Origin of the sequence: Alistipes sp. cv1, from assembly GCF_900240235.1 — a bacterium.
Taxonomy (GTDB): domain Bacteria; phylum Bacteroidota; class Bacteroidia; order Bacteroidales; family Rikenellaceae; genus Alistipes_A; species Alistipes_A hominis.
The window spans coordinates 26,866-40,683 of the sequence record NZ_OEPW01000008.1; the positions used below are offsets into that span (position 1 = coordinate 26,866).

General features: G+C 56.8%; 14 protein-coding genes and 1 riboswitch. Of the genes, 7 read left to right on the forward strand and 7 right to left on the reverse strand.

Going from position 1 to position 13,818, the window contains the following annotated elements; all coding sequences use genetic code 11:
* Positions 1 to 69: 69 nt before the first annotated feature.
* Positions 70 to 1,704: an ABC1 kinase family protein gene (locus tag C1A08_RS11835; protein ID WP_101573722.1), complete on the reverse strand. Its 1,635-nt coding sequence runs from the start codon at positions 1,702 to 1,704 to the stop codon at positions 70 to 72.
* The gene (locus C1A08_RS11840) at positions 1,701 to 2,018 is read right to left on the reverse strand and encodes a hypothetical protein (RefSeq protein WP_055203261.1); all 318 of its coding nucleotides are present in this window, start codon (positions 2,016 to 2,018) and stop codon (positions 1,701 to 1,703) included. Before C1A08_RS11840 ends, C1A08_RS11835 begins: the two co-directional genes overlap by 4 nt.
* Positions 2,019 to 2,282: 264 nt before the next feature.
* Here C1A08_RS11840 and C1A08_RS11845 point away from each other — a divergent pair, with 264 nt between their 5' ends.
* Positions 2,283 to 2,834 (forward strand): DUF4251 domain-containing protein, encoded by a 552-nt coding sequence (locus tag C1A08_RS11845; protein ID WP_055203263.1) that lies wholly within the window; start codon positions 2,283 to 2,285, stop codon positions 2,832 to 2,834.
* Positions 2,835 to 2,916: 82 nt separating this feature from the next.
* Here the strand turns inward: C1A08_RS11845 and C1A08_RS11850 are convergent, their stop codons facing one another.
* The 5 genes from C1A08_RS11850 to ruvX form a co-directional block, all read right to left on the reverse strand.
* A complete protein-coding gene (locus C1A08_RS11850) occupies positions 2,917 to 3,549 on the reverse strand; it encodes an anaerobic ribonucleoside-triphosphate reductase activating protein (protein ID WP_101573724.1) in 633 nt (210 codons plus the stop codon).
* Position 3,550: 1 nt separating this feature from the next.
* The gene (locus tag C1A08_RS11855; RefSeq protein ID WP_101573726.1) at positions 3,551 to 5,683 is read right to left on the reverse strand and encodes a ribonucleoside triphosphate reductase; all 2,133 of its coding nucleotides are present in this window, start codon (positions 5,681 to 5,683) and stop codon (positions 3,551 to 3,553) included.
* Positions 5,684 to 5,798: 115 nt separating this feature from the next.
* A riboswitch (cobalamin riboswitch) is annotated at positions 5,799 to 6,005 on the reverse strand.
* A 177-nt stretch (positions 6,006 to 6,182) separates the two neighbouring features.
* Positions 6,183 to 6,740 (reverse strand): peptide deformylase, encoded by a 558-nt coding sequence (def, locus tag C1A08_RS11860; RefSeq protein WP_055203269.1) that lies wholly within the window; start codon positions 6,738 to 6,740, stop codon positions 6,183 to 6,185.
* 27 nt (positions 6,741 to 6,767) lie between these two features.
* On the reverse strand, positions 6,768 to 7,664 hold the full coding sequence (locus C1A08_RS11865) for a diaminopimelate dehydrogenase (protein WP_101573728.1): 897 nt from the start codon (positions 7,662 to 7,664) through the stop codon (positions 6,768 to 6,770).
* A gap of 11 nt (positions 7,665 to 7,675) precedes the next feature.
* Positions 7,676 to 8,110, reverse strand: coding sequence for a Holliday junction resolvase RuvX (gene ruvX, locus C1A08_RS11870; protein ID WP_101573730.1), 435 nt, complete (start codon positions 8,108 to 8,110; stop codon positions 7,676 to 7,678).
* A 335-nt stretch (positions 8,111 to 8,445) separates the two neighbouring features.
* On the opposite strand from ruvX, the gene C1A08_RS11875 reads away from it, so the two are divergent.
* The 6 genes from C1A08_RS11875 to ruvC all read left to right on the forward strand — a co-directional run bounded on the left by C1A08_RS11875 (position 8,446) and on the right by ruvC (position 13,796).
* Positions 8,446 to 8,802: a hypothetical protein gene (locus C1A08_RS11875; RefSeq protein WP_101573732.1), complete on the forward strand. Its 357-nt coding sequence runs from the start codon at positions 8,446 to 8,448 to the stop codon at positions 8,800 to 8,802.
* A 201-nt stretch (positions 8,803 to 9,003) separates the two neighbouring features.
* The gene (locus C1A08_RS11880; protein ID WP_101573734.1) at positions 9,004 to 9,957 is read left to right on the forward strand and encodes a glycoside hydrolase family 43 protein; all 954 of its coding nucleotides are present in this window, start codon (positions 9,004 to 9,006) and stop codon (positions 9,955 to 9,957) included.
* A 29-nt stretch (positions 9,958 to 9,986) separates the two neighbouring features.
* Positions 9,987 to 11,528 carry a glycine--tRNA ligase gene (locus tag C1A08_RS11885; RefSeq protein WP_055203277.1) on the forward strand — a complete coding sequence of 514 codons (1,542 nt, stop codon included), beginning with the start codon at positions 9,987 to 9,989 and terminating at the stop codon, positions 11,526 to 11,528.
* Between the two features lie 116 nt (positions 11,529 to 11,644).
* A complete protein-coding gene (coaD, locus tag C1A08_RS11890; protein WP_055203279.1) occupies positions 11,645 to 12,115 on the forward strand; it encodes a pantetheine-phosphate adenylyltransferase in 471 nt (156 codons plus the stop codon).
* A gap of 29 nt (positions 12,116 to 12,144) precedes the next feature.
* Complete coding sequence (gene lpxD, locus C1A08_RS11895) at positions 12,145 to 13,191, forward strand: UDP-3-O-(3-hydroxymyristoyl)glucosamine N-acyltransferase (protein WP_055203281.1); 1,047 nt, start codon at positions 12,145 to 12,147, stop codon at positions 13,189 to 13,191.
* Between the two features lie 35 nt (positions 13,192 to 13,226).
* The gene (gene ruvC / locus C1A08_RS11900; protein WP_055203606.1) at positions 13,227 to 13,796 is read left to right on the forward strand and encodes a crossover junction endodeoxyribonuclease RuvC; all 570 of its coding nucleotides are present in this window, start codon (positions 13,227 to 13,229) and stop codon (positions 13,794 to 13,796) included.
* Positions 13,797 to 13,818 lie beyond the last annotated feature (22 nt).

Genomic DNA, 13,818 nt, shown 5'->3' on the forward strand with positions numbered 1-13,818 from the left:
CTGCGGGCTTGCCCGGTGCGGCGAAGACTGTGGCGGCGCGGAACGGATTGTCGTAAAGTAGGAGAGGGGTTACCGTCTCGAAAACAGCCACTTCAGCATTTGCAGCAGGATCAGGATCGAGGTGGCGATCAGGATGAAGTGTCCGTAACCGTTGTCGCGGTCGAACACGATCAGGACGATCGATCCGATGAAGAGTCCGATCAGCATGATGACGTAGGCGATCCGGCGACTGACCATTCGGATGGTTTTGATAAACAGCGTGTTGTCGTCGAGGATGACGTCGTGTTTGATTTTGCCTTCTTTCAGTTTGTAGAGGATCTCGCTGACGTCGTTCGGGAAATCCCGGATGAAACTGACGTAATTGTTCAGCGTGTCGTAGATTTCGGAGGCGATGCGGCGCGGCGAATATTTTCCCTTGACGACTTCTTTGGCGTAGGGGACGATGACCGGCGCCAGCGCCAGCGACGGATCGAGCGACGTGGCGAATTTTTCGAGTGTGGCCAACGCCTTGATCAGCATAAAGATGCCCGACGGAATTTGCAATTTGTACTTGACGATGATGTCGACGCAGTTCTGGATCGCTCCGGCGAAGTTGATCGTTTCTATCGGGATGCCGGTATACTGCATCATCATCTGGTGGATTTCGAATTTCAGTTCTTCGCGGTGTTCGAAGAATTTCTTACCGCACAGCGTGACCAGCGCATGCGAAATCGTGTCGCTGTTGCGCGAGACGAAGCCGATGGCGAAATCGGCCAGGAAGTCGAGGTCGCGGGGCGTGAGCGCCCCGACCATCCCGAAGTCGATGAAGCCGATGACGTTGCCTTCCATCACGAAGATATTGCCCGGATGCGGGTCGGCGTGGAAGAATCCGTGCTTCAGGATCATCGTGAGCAGGGCGTCGGCGCCGTTGCGGGCGATTTGCGACAGGTCGAGTCCCGCCGCCTGCAACGCCCCGAGGTCGTCGGGCGGAATGCCGTGGATCTTCTCCATCACGAGCAGCTTTTTCGTGCAGTGCTGCGTATGGACGACGGGAATGTGCACCGACGGGTTGTCCTTGAACATGATCCGGAAGCGGTTGATATTCGACGCTTCGATCGTGTAGTCCAATTCTTTGAGGATCGTGGCCGAAAATTCGTCGATCAGGCCGGTGATGTTCATCGCGGCCAGTTCCGGGTACTGCTTCGCGAAGCGTTTGGACAGGTATTTCAGCAGGTAAATGTCCAGTTTGATCTTGTTCTCGACGAAGGGACGTTGGATTTTGACGACCACCTCGTCGCCGGACAACAGGCGTCCCTGATAGACCTGCCCGATCGAGGCGGCGGCCAGCGGCAGCCGGTCGAATTCGCTGAAAACCTGTTCGAGCGGAGCGTTCAGCTCTTTTTCGATCAGCGCGATGGCGTATTCGCTGTCGAACGGGACGGCGCGGGACTGCAGTTTTTTGAGTTCGATCCGGAATTTCTCCGAAACCATATCCGGGCGGTCGGCCAGGATCTGCCCGAATTTGACGAACGTGGGGCCGAGATCTTCGATGGTCATCCGGATCCGTTCCGGAGTCGTGTGGACGATTTTGTGGACTTTGCGGCGCCGTTTTCCGAAACGGGTGTGCGCGAACAACTCCCCGAACGAATGCTTGATCAGGATTCCCATGATCTGGAAAGCCCGGTTCATCTGCAGGAACGATATGTAGATGCTGACGATTTTCATAACGTTTTATTGTTGAGCGTCCTGTTTAGTTCTTCGAGCGTGCGGTTCAGTCGATCCATCTTCTCGATCAGCTCGCGGTTGTCCGCCGCGGGCGGTTCCGCGTCGCGGGTCTGCGCGAACAACTGCCGCAGCAGCAGTTCGTCCTTCAGCGATTCGGCCATCCGCAGCAGGCTCTCCGCGATGTGCTCGCTGCGCTGCGGGTCGGCGTCCATCTTTTCCGAAATGATTTTCGAAACTTTGTCGACGAAAAGATCCCTTTCCGACAGTCCGATCGTGAGGATCAGTCGCATGATGTTGCTGTACAGTGCTTTCATCGTATCGTAATCACAGTGCAATATTACGTATAATTTGCCGGAAAATGCAAGATGTTTGCCAATTCCGCCGTAAATTTGTCATAACGAAGACCGCCGGCCGCACTTCGCGGGGCGAATCTCCTCCGCCGGGCGCAACGGGAACCGCCCCGGCATGACAATTGCTGGATAAGATGCAGATTGCGTAGATTTTATACGGTCCGTATACGGAGATCGGATCGCGCGGCGTTTTTTTAACAGAGGCATACCGAAATAATAATGCGTGTTATGAAAAAGATTGTTTTGATCGTTTTGTTGACGTTGCTGGGCGGCGGATTGTCCGCGCAGACGAATTCCCGCAAAGCGGCCCGACAGGTCGAGAAAGCGCGCCGGGCCGCGATGGACAGCGTGTTGCACCTCGGTGCGGTGCAGGCTTTGGAAAGCGGCGCTTTCGTAGTCGAAGTCGACCGGCTTATTTTCAAACGGGGGCGTACGGCCAGCGTCAGTTCGAATACGAATTTCGTTTCCCGCGACGGCGACGAGGCGTTCGTGCAGATAGCCTTCAATACGGTGCTGGCCGGGCCGAACGGCGTGGGCGGCATTACGGTGCGCGGAAACGTGTCGGATGTCACCGTCCGGACGGACAAAAAAGGATATCTCTACTACGGGATGAACGTTCAGGGGATCGGGATCTCCGCGCGGGTCGATATCATGCTGATTCCGGGCGCCGACCGCGCCAGCGTGACCGTCGATCCGAATTACAGCAGCAACCGGATTACGATGGAAGGAAGGGTGCTTCCCTCTGTCGATTCGAGGGTCTTTAAGGGACGTTTTCACTAATAAAGGCGTTTCCGGAAAATCCGCCGCCCCGCGCCAGTCAGAAATCCTGATTGGCGCGGGGCGGCGTGCATGGTGCGGAATGTTACCGTTCCGGCGGGTAGTCCGACAGGATGCCGCTCGTATGGCGGAATTGCTGGAAAACGAGCGGGTCGCCGGCGAATCGGGCCGAAAGTTCTTCCCGGACGGCGTCGTCGTGGACGCCCGGAATCAGCGTCGTGCGGAACCGGTAGTCGATCCCGCTGTTGCGCAGCAGGTCGATCGACCGTTGCACGTTGTCCATCTGGCGGTCGGTGACGGCCGGATAGATTTTCGCGTAGTGTTCGCGGTCGGGGATCGTTTTGATATCCATGGCCACGCAGTCGACCAGTCCCATGTCGATCAGGGCGGACAATAGTTCCGTATTCGTCCCGTTGGTATCGAGCTTGATCCGGTATCCGAGCCTTTTGACTCTCTCCAGAAAGCCGGTCAGTCCGGGGTGCAGGGTCGGCTCGCCGCCGGTTACGACGACTCCTTCGATCCACTCCCTGCGCCGCCGCAGGTAGTCGAGAATGACCGTTTCGGACAGATCGGGTAGGTGATCGGTCAGCGAAGGGAGTACCAGCGACGGGTTGTGGCAGTAGTCGCACCGGAAATTGCATCCTTTGGTGAATACGACGGCCGAAAGTACTCCCTCCCAATCGATCAGACTCTGTTTGACAAAACCTCCGATTCGCATGTCAGATCGCTGTTTCGTGGACGATCCGGCGGTCGAACAGCTTGCGGTCGGCGAACTCCTCCCGTTTCCCGTCGTTCCACTGGCTTACCGGGCGCATGTATCCGACGATACGGCTGTATACTTCCGCCTTCCCGCCGCATTTGGGACAGACGAAATGTTCGCCGGACAGGTAGCCGTGCGAAGGACAGATGCTGAACGACGGCGACAGCGTGATGTAGGGCAGCCGGAACCGGCCGGTCACGCGGCGCACCATGTCTCGGGCGGCTGCGGGCGATACGGCGCTTTCGCCGGTGAAGACGTGGAACACCGTTCCCCCGGTGTACAACGCTTGTAGCGGATCCTGCATTTCGAGCGCTTCGTACAGGTCGTCGGTAAAGTTTACCGGCAGGTGGGTCGAATTGGTGTAGTAAGGCTTGGCGCCTTTCAGCAGTCGGTCGGCTTGGTTCGCCGTGATGATATCCGGATAACGCTTGGTATCGAGCATCGCGAACCGGTAGGCGGTGCTTTCGGCCGGAGTGGCTTCGAGGTTGTAGATATTGCCGGTTTCCTCCTGGAATACGGCCAGCACGTCCCGCATGAAGCGCATCGTTTTTTGGGCGAATGCCGCGCCCTCTTCGGTGGCGATTCCGACGCCGAGGAAGTTCAGACAGCATTCGTTCATCCCGTTGATGCCGATCGTCGAGAAGTGGTTTTTCCAATAGCAGCCGAAACGGTCGTGGATGTGGCGCAGGTAGAATTTCGAATAGGGATAGAGTCCCTTTTCGGTGTAGCGCTCGATGACCTTGCGTTTGGTTTCGAGGCTTTCGCGGGCCAGCTCCATCAGGTGGCGCAGCCGTTCGAAAAACGACTTCTCGGACCCCGATTCGTAACCGAGTCGCGGCAGGTTGATCGTCACGACGCCGACCGACCCGGTCAGCGGGTTCGACGCGAACAGTCCGCCGCCGCGCTTGATTAGTTCCCGTTTGTCGAGCCGCAGCCGGCAGCACATGCTGCGCACGTCGTCGGGTTTCATGTCCGAGTTGACGAAGTTCGAGAAGTAGGGGATGCCGTACTTGGCGGTCATCTGCCAGATGCCGTCGTAATCGGGATTTTCCCAATCGAAATCGGGCGTGATGTTGTAGGTCGGGATCGGGAACGAGAACAGGCTGCCCGCCGCGTCCCCTTCGTACATCACCTCGGCGAAGGCCTTGTTGAGCAGCGTCATTTCGGGCTGAAAATCGCCGTAGGTCTCCTCTTTTACTTCGCCGCCGCAAACCACCGGCTCGTTTTTCAGGAAGTCGGGGACGGTCAGATCCATCGTGATGTTCGTGAACGGGGTCTGGAAACCGACCCGCGTCGGAACGTTCAGGTTGAACAGGAATTCCTGCAAGCACTGTTTGACCTGCGCGTAGTCGAGCCCGTCGTAGCGGACGTAGGGCGCGAGGAAGGTGTCGAAATTCGAGAAAGCCTGCGCGCCGGCCGCTTCGCCCTGCATCGTGTAGAAGAAGTTGACGATCTGTCCGAGCGCTGTCCGCAGGTGCCGGGCCGGCGCGCTCTGCGCTTTGCCTTCGACTCCTTTGAACCCGGTCGTCAATAGGTCTTTCAGATCCCAGCCGACGCAGTAGACGCTCAGGAAGCCCAAGTCGTGGATGTGCATAGCTCCGCTTTTGTGCGCGTCGGCGACCTCTTCGGAATAGAGCCGGCCGAGCCAGTACTGCGAAGTAATCATCGTCGAAATGTGCTGGTTGAGGCCTTGCAGCGAGTAGGCCGAATTGGCGCTTTCCTTGACCCGCCAGTCGTCCTGCGACAGGTAGTCGTCCATCACGTCGAGGTTCGAAAACAGCTCTTTCGATTCGCGGAGCTGTTCGTGCTGCCGACGGTAGAGCATGTAGTTTTTCAGCAGCGCGAAATCGCCGCGACGGTACAGCGCCTGTTCGACGGCGTCCTGCACCTGTTCGACGTGCGGCGTCTGTTCGGCGCTGTTTTTTTCGAGCGAGGCCACCACTTCGCTGCACAGCCGGCGGGCTTCTTTGCGGTTCGGCACACCGGAGGCCCGCATGGCCTTGAAGATCGCCTGTTCGATTTTCTCCGGACTGAACGGGGCGATCTCGCCCGTCCGTTTTACGATTTGCCGTAAATGAGTCTGTCCATTCATCTTGTTTGAATTTTAAACAGTTAAACAATAAGATAAAATGGTAACTCCGGGAGGATAAAAGATATCGGGCCGCGTACGGAGGGCCCCGACATTCGATCGCTCTTCACCCGAAAGCTACAATGCAATTCATCCGGCAGGTCTTCTGACTTGTTCCGGGTCGCGCGCCTTCCCATCGGGTAAACCGACAGTGGCATTCGGGTTTGCGCGGCCTTTGGCAGGAACTTACAGCTACGGGGATAGTTCCCGACTTTCACGGGATTCCCTTTTGATCTCCTGCCGGGCGAGACGCCCGGCATCGAGAACCGAATGTTTTCACAAACATAGCGAATCGTTTCGACGGAAAACATTTTCGGCGGAATACTTATCAACAACTTATAAACCTATTCGATTAAACGGTTGGCTGTCATCGCCGAAAGCGACGAGGAAAGACGGTATGCAAAAAGGCCGCTCGCCCGAAACGGCGAACGGCCCTGAAAGAGATCCCGGAAACGGGCGGAAACTATTTTTTCACCAGTTTGCAGGGATAGTGCGCTTTGTATTTCCCTTTGGTCATCGCGGCCAGTTTGCTTTTCAGCAGAGTTCGGCGCAGCGGCGACACGTGGTCGATGAACAGTTTGCCGTCCAGGTGGTCGTACTCGTGCTGGATGACCCGCGCCGCGAAACCTTCGAACTCCTCGTCGTGCTCAACGAAATTTTCGTCCGCGTAGCGGATCCTGATCCGCGACGGCCTTTCGACCCGTTCGTTGATTCCCGGCAGGCTCAAACATCCTTCGTCGAACGGAACGGCGTCGCCGGAGCGTTCGTAGATGTGCGCGTTGATAAAGGCTTTTTTAAAACCGGCCAGGCTCGGATCCTTGTCGGCGTTCACCGAAGCGTCGACCACGAAGATCCGGATGTTGCGGCCCACCTGCGGGGCGGCCAGTCCGACTCCGTCGGCTTCGTACATGGTTTCCCACAGGTTTTCGAGAAATTTGTCCAGTTCCGGATAATCTTTGGCGATGTCTTCGGATTCTTTGCGCAAAACCGCCGAACCGTAAATATAAATCGGAAGTAACATATCGTTCGTTTGCTGTTTTTAATCCTGTTATACCAGATGCCGGATCAGTTCCGTCCGGTCTCCGGGAAGCAGGTCGATCATCGGGATTTCGATCAGCGTGTAGCATCCCGGTTTCTGCAACATAGAAGCCCGCGCCGAGGAGACCAGTATCTGGGCCGTAAGCGCCGGATTGTTGATCTTCATATTGAATTCGAACAGTTGGTTCTGCGTTTTGCCCGAAACGCCCTTGCGCGTCAGGTTGACGCCATGTCCCATGTCCAGCAGCGCGTCCACGCTCTGCACCCGCATCACGTGCGTCTCGTCGTGTACGAAATAGGCGTCTTTTTTGATCGCGTCGGCCACCTTGTCGAAATCGTAGCCCTCTTTCAGCTCGATGTAAACCATCCTCCGGTGAATGCCCGTCCCGGTCGGAATCGTCATCGACAACGCGGCTTTAACCCCGTCGATCGCCTTGACGGCTACGGTGTGACCCATGCTCATGCCGGGGCCGAAGTTCGTGTAAGTAATCCCTTTCGGGGCGCAGGCTTCGAGCAGAGCGCGCACCACCGAGTCGCTGCCCGGGTCCCAGCCGGCCGACATGATCGAAACGGCGCCGTGCTGCGCGGCCGCCTTGCCGAGCGTCGCGTGCTGTTCGGCGACCTGCGTATGGATGTCGAAACTGTCCACCGTGTTGATCCCTTTCTCGAGCAATTTCAGCGCGAAGCTCTGTACGCTGCGGCTCGGCGTGCAGAGGATCGCCACGTCGACTTTGCCGAGCGATTCGATTTCGGTGGCTACCGTATAGTTTTTCAGTTCTTCGGGCACGTTCGCGGCGTCGCGGCGAATGATACCGGCGATTTCGAAGTCTTCGGCCGCCTGCAACGCCTCGAGGACGTATTTTCCAATGTTGCCATATCCGACGATGGCTGCTCTGATCTTTTTCATCTTCTATTGTGTTATTTATTTGTTAAATGATTGTCCCGCGAATCGAGGTATCCTTGCAGGATGATCGTTGCGCTGATGCGGTCGACCAGCCCTTTGTCCTCGCGGCGGCGTTTTTTCGGAACGCCGCCGTCGATCATCGCCCGTAGCGCCAGCCTCGAGGTGAACCGCTCGTCGAACAGTTCGATCCGCATCGCAGGCATCTCTTTGCGCAGCTTCTCGACGAACGGGCGGATGTAGGTATAGGACTCCGACGGCAACCCGTCCATCTGCAGCGGCATGCCGATTACGATCGCGTCCACCGCGTTGGCCGCGGCGTAGCTCTTGACGTAGTCCATCAGCGTATGGGTCGGAACGGTGTCGAGGGCGTTGGCGATGATCTGCAACGGGTCGGTCACGGCAAGGCCCGTCCGTTTGCGTCCGTAATCGATAGCCAGTATTCTCCCCATATGCGACGATAATCCGTTGAATGATCCGATTGCTGCGTCCGGCCGCCTTGCCCGCAACGTTTCCATGGGACTCTCCCGGGGGCGTTTGGTGATTCCCTGGTAGATATCCGGCTGGTTTATAGCTTGATCCGCAGACGGACTAGCGGGCGACAGACGGCATGAAACGCGCGTTATTCTGTGCAAAGTTAAGAAAAAAACTTATCTTTGTTTTGCATTCTGGAGATTATGTGTTTTCCGGACGATCCCGCTGCGATCGCAATAAGGAAACCGCGAGGCGGACGAAAGACGCGTGAAAATGCAATTAAGGGTATCGGTTTAAAAAAGAAGATGAGCGTATGATGACGTTACAGGAAGTTATAGTGGAGTCGCATGACGATTTTCCGATATGGTCGTCCGTCGTCGTCGGTTTCGATGACGACAAAAGTTTGGTCGTGTTGCTCGAACACGACGATTACGACGAGCCGGACTATGCTTACAAGGTTTATGCGACCGTCGATAAGCGCGACGCGATGGGAATGGCCCGGCGTCTGAACGTTTCGTTGACCGATTTGCCGGCAATCATTTTTAAACGGTACGGCGAAGCTTCGAACGTATTTGTACCTTCCGAGGTGGAAGCTACTTTTAAAGACATCCTGGATTTTATCCTCGATTGCGGCGTCCGCTATCGTTTGAAGAGAGAAGATAAATCGTGAAAGGCCGTTTGCAGCCCGGCGTTGCCGCACGGACGTTTCCGCTTTTCGCCGGCAGTTTCTTTTTTATTCGTATTTGTCCGTTAAATCTCTTATATATAGTCGGATGCAATATTTCTTGCGGAGAACTTCTTTTGGAAATCTCCGAATAAAAACATATACTTGCACTCCGTATGTTTAAATTTAACCGACTCTTTTTTTGATATGAAGAAACCAGGTTTTCCGGTATGGCTGTTCGCATTGCTGTCGTTCGGCAGTTTGTATGCGCAGGACGGGAACGTTTTGCCGGCGGGCATTCCGACCGACGGGGTGCATATCCGCGACCCGTTCGTGCTGGCCGATTCGTCGGACGGGACTTACTATATGTACGGGACGACCCGCGGAGACGGGTTCGACGTTTTTTCGAGCCGCGATCTGGAGACTTGGCAGGGGCCCCGCGCAATTTTTCAGCGGACTCCTGATTTTTGGGGCGATCAATGTTTCTGGGCGGCCGAGTGCCATGCTTATAAGGGCAAATATTATTTGTTCGCGACGGTGCGCGGTGCGGCAGACAGTCTGCTCGGAACGGCTGTTTTCGTTGCGGACAGTCCGAAAGGCCCTTTTCGCGAGCACAGCAAGGGACGCTTGACGCCGCGAACGTGGCAGGCGCTCGACGGGACGCTGTACGTCGATGGGAAGGGGAATCCGTGGATGGTTTTCTGCCACGAATGGACGCAATTGGGCGACGGAACGGTGGAAGCCGTCCGGTTGAGCCGCGACCTGAAGAAAGCCGTCGGAAAACCGGCGACGCTGTTCCGCGCGTCGTCCGCGCCGTGGGTCAGGCCGCATACGCCGGGCAATTACGTGACCGACGGACCGTTCCTATACCGGAACCGGAAAGGCGAACTGCTGATGCTGTGGTCGTCGTTCGGCGACCGTGGGTACGCGATCGGGGTGGCCCGTTCGCAGAGCGGCGAGGTTGCCGGGCCGTGGTTGCAGATGCCCGAGGCGCTCTTCGCGCGCGACGGAGGGCACGGAATGTTGTTCCGTACGTTCGACGGAGAACTGTTGCTGAGCATCCACCGGCCGAACGTGCCGCCCGACGAGCGTCCGCGCTTTTTCCGGGTGGAAGAGAAGGCCGACGGATCGCTCTGCCTGGTCGAAAAGCAGGCGGAATAAACCGATGAAAAAATAATCCATTTACGATAATGACACAGGAAGAACTTTTTAAAAAGCTGGTTGCTCACAGCAAGGAGTACGGGTTTATTTTCCCGTCGAGCGAAATATACGACGGTCTGAGCGCCGTATACGATTACGGGCAGCAAGGCGTGGAGTTGAAAAACAACATCAAGCGTTACTGGTGGGAGTCGATGGTGCGGCTGCACGACAATATCGTCGGGATCGACTCGGCGATCTTCATGCACCCGAAGATATGGGAAGCGTCGGGACATGTCGGGGCGTTCAACGATCCGCTGATCGACAATCGCGATTCGAAGAAGCGTTACCGCGCCGACGTGCTGATCGAGGATTTCATCGCCAAACAGGACGAGAAGATCGCCAAAGAGGTCGAAAAGGCCCGTAAGCGTTTCGGCGAAGCGTTCGACGAGGCGAAATTTCTCGAGACGAACCCGCGCGTAATCGAACACAAGGCCAAACGCGACGCCGTGCACAGCCGGATGGTCGCCGCGCTGAACGACAACAACCTGGAAGAACTGCGCCAGATCATCGTCGATAGCGAGATCGTTTGTCCGATCTCCGGTACGCGCAATTGGACGGAAGTGCGCCAGTTCAACCTGATGTTCGAAACGAAGATGGGGTCGGTCAGCGAGGGCGCCAACACGATCTACCTGCGGCCCGAAACGGCACAGGGTATTTTCGTCAATTTCCTGAACGTGCAGAAGACCGGCCGGATGAAAATTCCGTTCGGGATCGCACAGATCGGTAAGGCGTTCCGCAACGAGATCGTCGCTCGGCAGTTCATTTTTCGTATGCGCGAGTTCGAACAGATGGAGATGCAGTTTTTCGTGCGTCCCGGCGAGGAACTCGAGTGGTTCAAAAAGTGGAAGGCGACGCGCATGAGTTGGCACCGCGCGCTCGGTTTCGGCGACGAGCACTACCGTTTCCACGACCACGACAAGCTGGCCCACTATGCCAATGCCGCGACCGACGTCGAATACGAATTTCCGTTCGGATTCAAAGAGGTGGAGGGAATCCATTCGCGCACCGATTTCGACCTTGGCAACCATCAGAAGTTCTCCGGCAAGAAGATTCAGTATTTCGATACCGAGACCGGCGAAAGTTATGTGCCTTACGTGGTCGAAACGTCGATCGGCGTCGACCGGATGGTGTTGCAGGTGCTGTCCGCTTCGTACGAGGAGCAGCAGCTCGAAGGCGGCGAGAGCCGTATCGTGATGCATATTCCGGCGGCGCTGGCTCCGGTCAAGGCCGCCGTGCTGCCGCTGGTCAAAAAGGACGGTTTGCCCGAAGTGGCCCGCGATATACAACATGCGCTCAAATGCGATTTCAACGTACAGTACGACGAGAAAGACAGTATCGGCAAGCGTTACCGTCGTCAGGATGCGATCGGAACCCCGTTCTGCATTACGGTCGACCACCGGACGCTCGAAGACAAGACGGTGACCGTGCGGCACCGCGATTCGATGGAACAGCAACGCGTCGCGATTGCCGATCTGTCCGGCATGATCGCCGAGGAGACCGGTTTCCGGAAACTTTTCGCCAAGCTGTGTTAATCGGGTAAATACCCGCAGGAACGAGAGGCTGCCCCGCGAGAGGCAGCCTTCGCTGTTTGCGGGTTTCGAAAAGATACGTATCTTGCATCGGAAAAGGATGCGCAAAAAAACGGTTTATGAAAGGAACTGCACTTTTCCCGGGGTCGTTCGATCCCTTTACGTTGGGACATAAATTCGTCGTAGATCAGGGGCTCGAACTTTTCGACCGCATCGTGATCGCCATCGGCGTCAACAGCGAGAAGGCGGGGTTGCTGACCCCCGACAACAGGGCGCGACTGATCCGCGACCTGTACCGCGGCGAACCGCGGATCGAGGTGCGGATCTACACCGAGCTGACCGGGCAGTTGTGCCGACAGTTGGGTGTCAAGACGATTCTCCGAGGGTTGCGCAATACGGTCGATTTCGAGTACGAGCGGAACATCATGCAGGTCAACCGGGCGCTGTTTCCGGAGATCAACACCGTGCTGCTGTTCACCCCGGCCGATTACGTGGCCATCTCGTCGAGCGTGATTCGCGAGCTGCTCGCTTTCGGCGGCGACCCGACCCCGCTGATGCCGGAAAACATCGATATTAAGAATTATATGTAATTGTTTGAACCGATAAAATACTGGAAAATATGGAATTTACTGCGGAACTCATCGCCGGTTTCCTCGGCGGGGAAATCGTTGGCGATCCGAAAGCCGTCGTCACCTCGCTGGCCAAGATCGAGGAGGGCAAACCCGGAACTCTCGCTTTTTTGTCGAACCCGAAGTACGAACACTATATCTACGATACCCAGGCGAGCATCGTGATTGTCAACAGATCGTTCGAGCCGACGGCTCCGGTAGCGGCGACGATGGTGAAGGTAGAGGATGCCTATTCGTGCTTTGCGAAGTTGCTCGAACTTTATGTCGCCAACAAACCTCAGAAGACGGGTGTCAGTCCGCTGGCGTCGGTCGATCCGTCCGCCGCGGTCGGAGAGGGGGCTTACATCGGCGCCTATGCGGTGATCGAACAGGGCGTAAAGACCGGTAAGAATTGCAAAATATATCCGCAGGTATATCTCGGCGACGGGGTGCGGCTCGGCGACAACGTGACGCTGTATCCGGGCGTCAGGATTTACGAAGCCTGCGTTATCGGCAACAATGTGACGATCCACGCCGGATCGGTGATCGGCGCCGACGGTTTCGGTTTCGCCCCGGACGAAAAGGGCGAATTCCACAAAATTCCGCAAATCGGCAACGTGCGGATCGAGGACGATGTCGAGATCGGAGCCAATACTTGTATCGATCGCGCTACGATGGGTTCGACCGTGATTCATAAGGGCGTCAAACTCGACAACCTGATCCAGATCGGCCACAATGTGACGGTCGGGGCCAATACGGTGGCCGCGTCGCAGGTCGGCGTAGCGGGTTCGTCGAAAGTGGGCGCCGGGTGTATGCTGGGCGGACAGGTCGGCATCGCCGGACATCTGACCGTCGGCGACGGCGTGAAATTGGCTTCCAAGTCGGGGATTTCGAACAGCATTCCCGACGGGGAGACTTACATGGGGAACCCGGCGATGCCCGGTATCAAATACCACCGTTCGCACGCCGTGTTCCGCAACCTGCCCGATCTGAGTTATAAGGTGAGACAGCTCGAAAAAGAACTTGAAAAACTGAAAGCGCAGCTTTCGGCAGAATAATTGCGGAGGATCGTTCGGTGGACGGCAGGGTGATTATGGGCATCGACCCCGGAACCAACACGACCGGTTACGGCGTGATCCGTACCGAGGGCAATGCGCTCTCGTGCATCGTGCTGGGCGATATCGACCTGCACCGGATCGGCGATCCGTACCAAAAGCTGAAGTATATTTTCGAGCGGGTCGGGGCGCTGATCGACCAGTACCGTCCGGACGAAGTGGCGCTCGAATCGCCGTTTTTCGGCGAAAACGTACAGAGTATGCTGAAGCTGGGACGGGCGCAGGGAGTGGCGATGGCCGCCGCGCTGAGCCGTGGCGTGACGGTGTCGGAATACGCCCCGCGCCGGATCAAGCAGGCGATTACCGGTCAGGGCGCCGCGTCGAAGGAACAGGTCGCGATAATTCTCAAAAAACTGCTGCGATTGGAGGAGCTGCCGCGGCGTCTCGACGCGACCGACGGACTCGCCGTCGCCGTTTGCCACTTTTTCCAGTCCGCTCCGGTGCCGACGCTCGAAAGTCGCTGTCGGAAAAAGGCGCTCGGCGGCGGTCCCGCTTCCGTAAGTTGGGAGCGTTTTATTTCCGATCATCCGGAACGGGTCAAAAAGTGATTGTAGAACGGAATAATTCCGA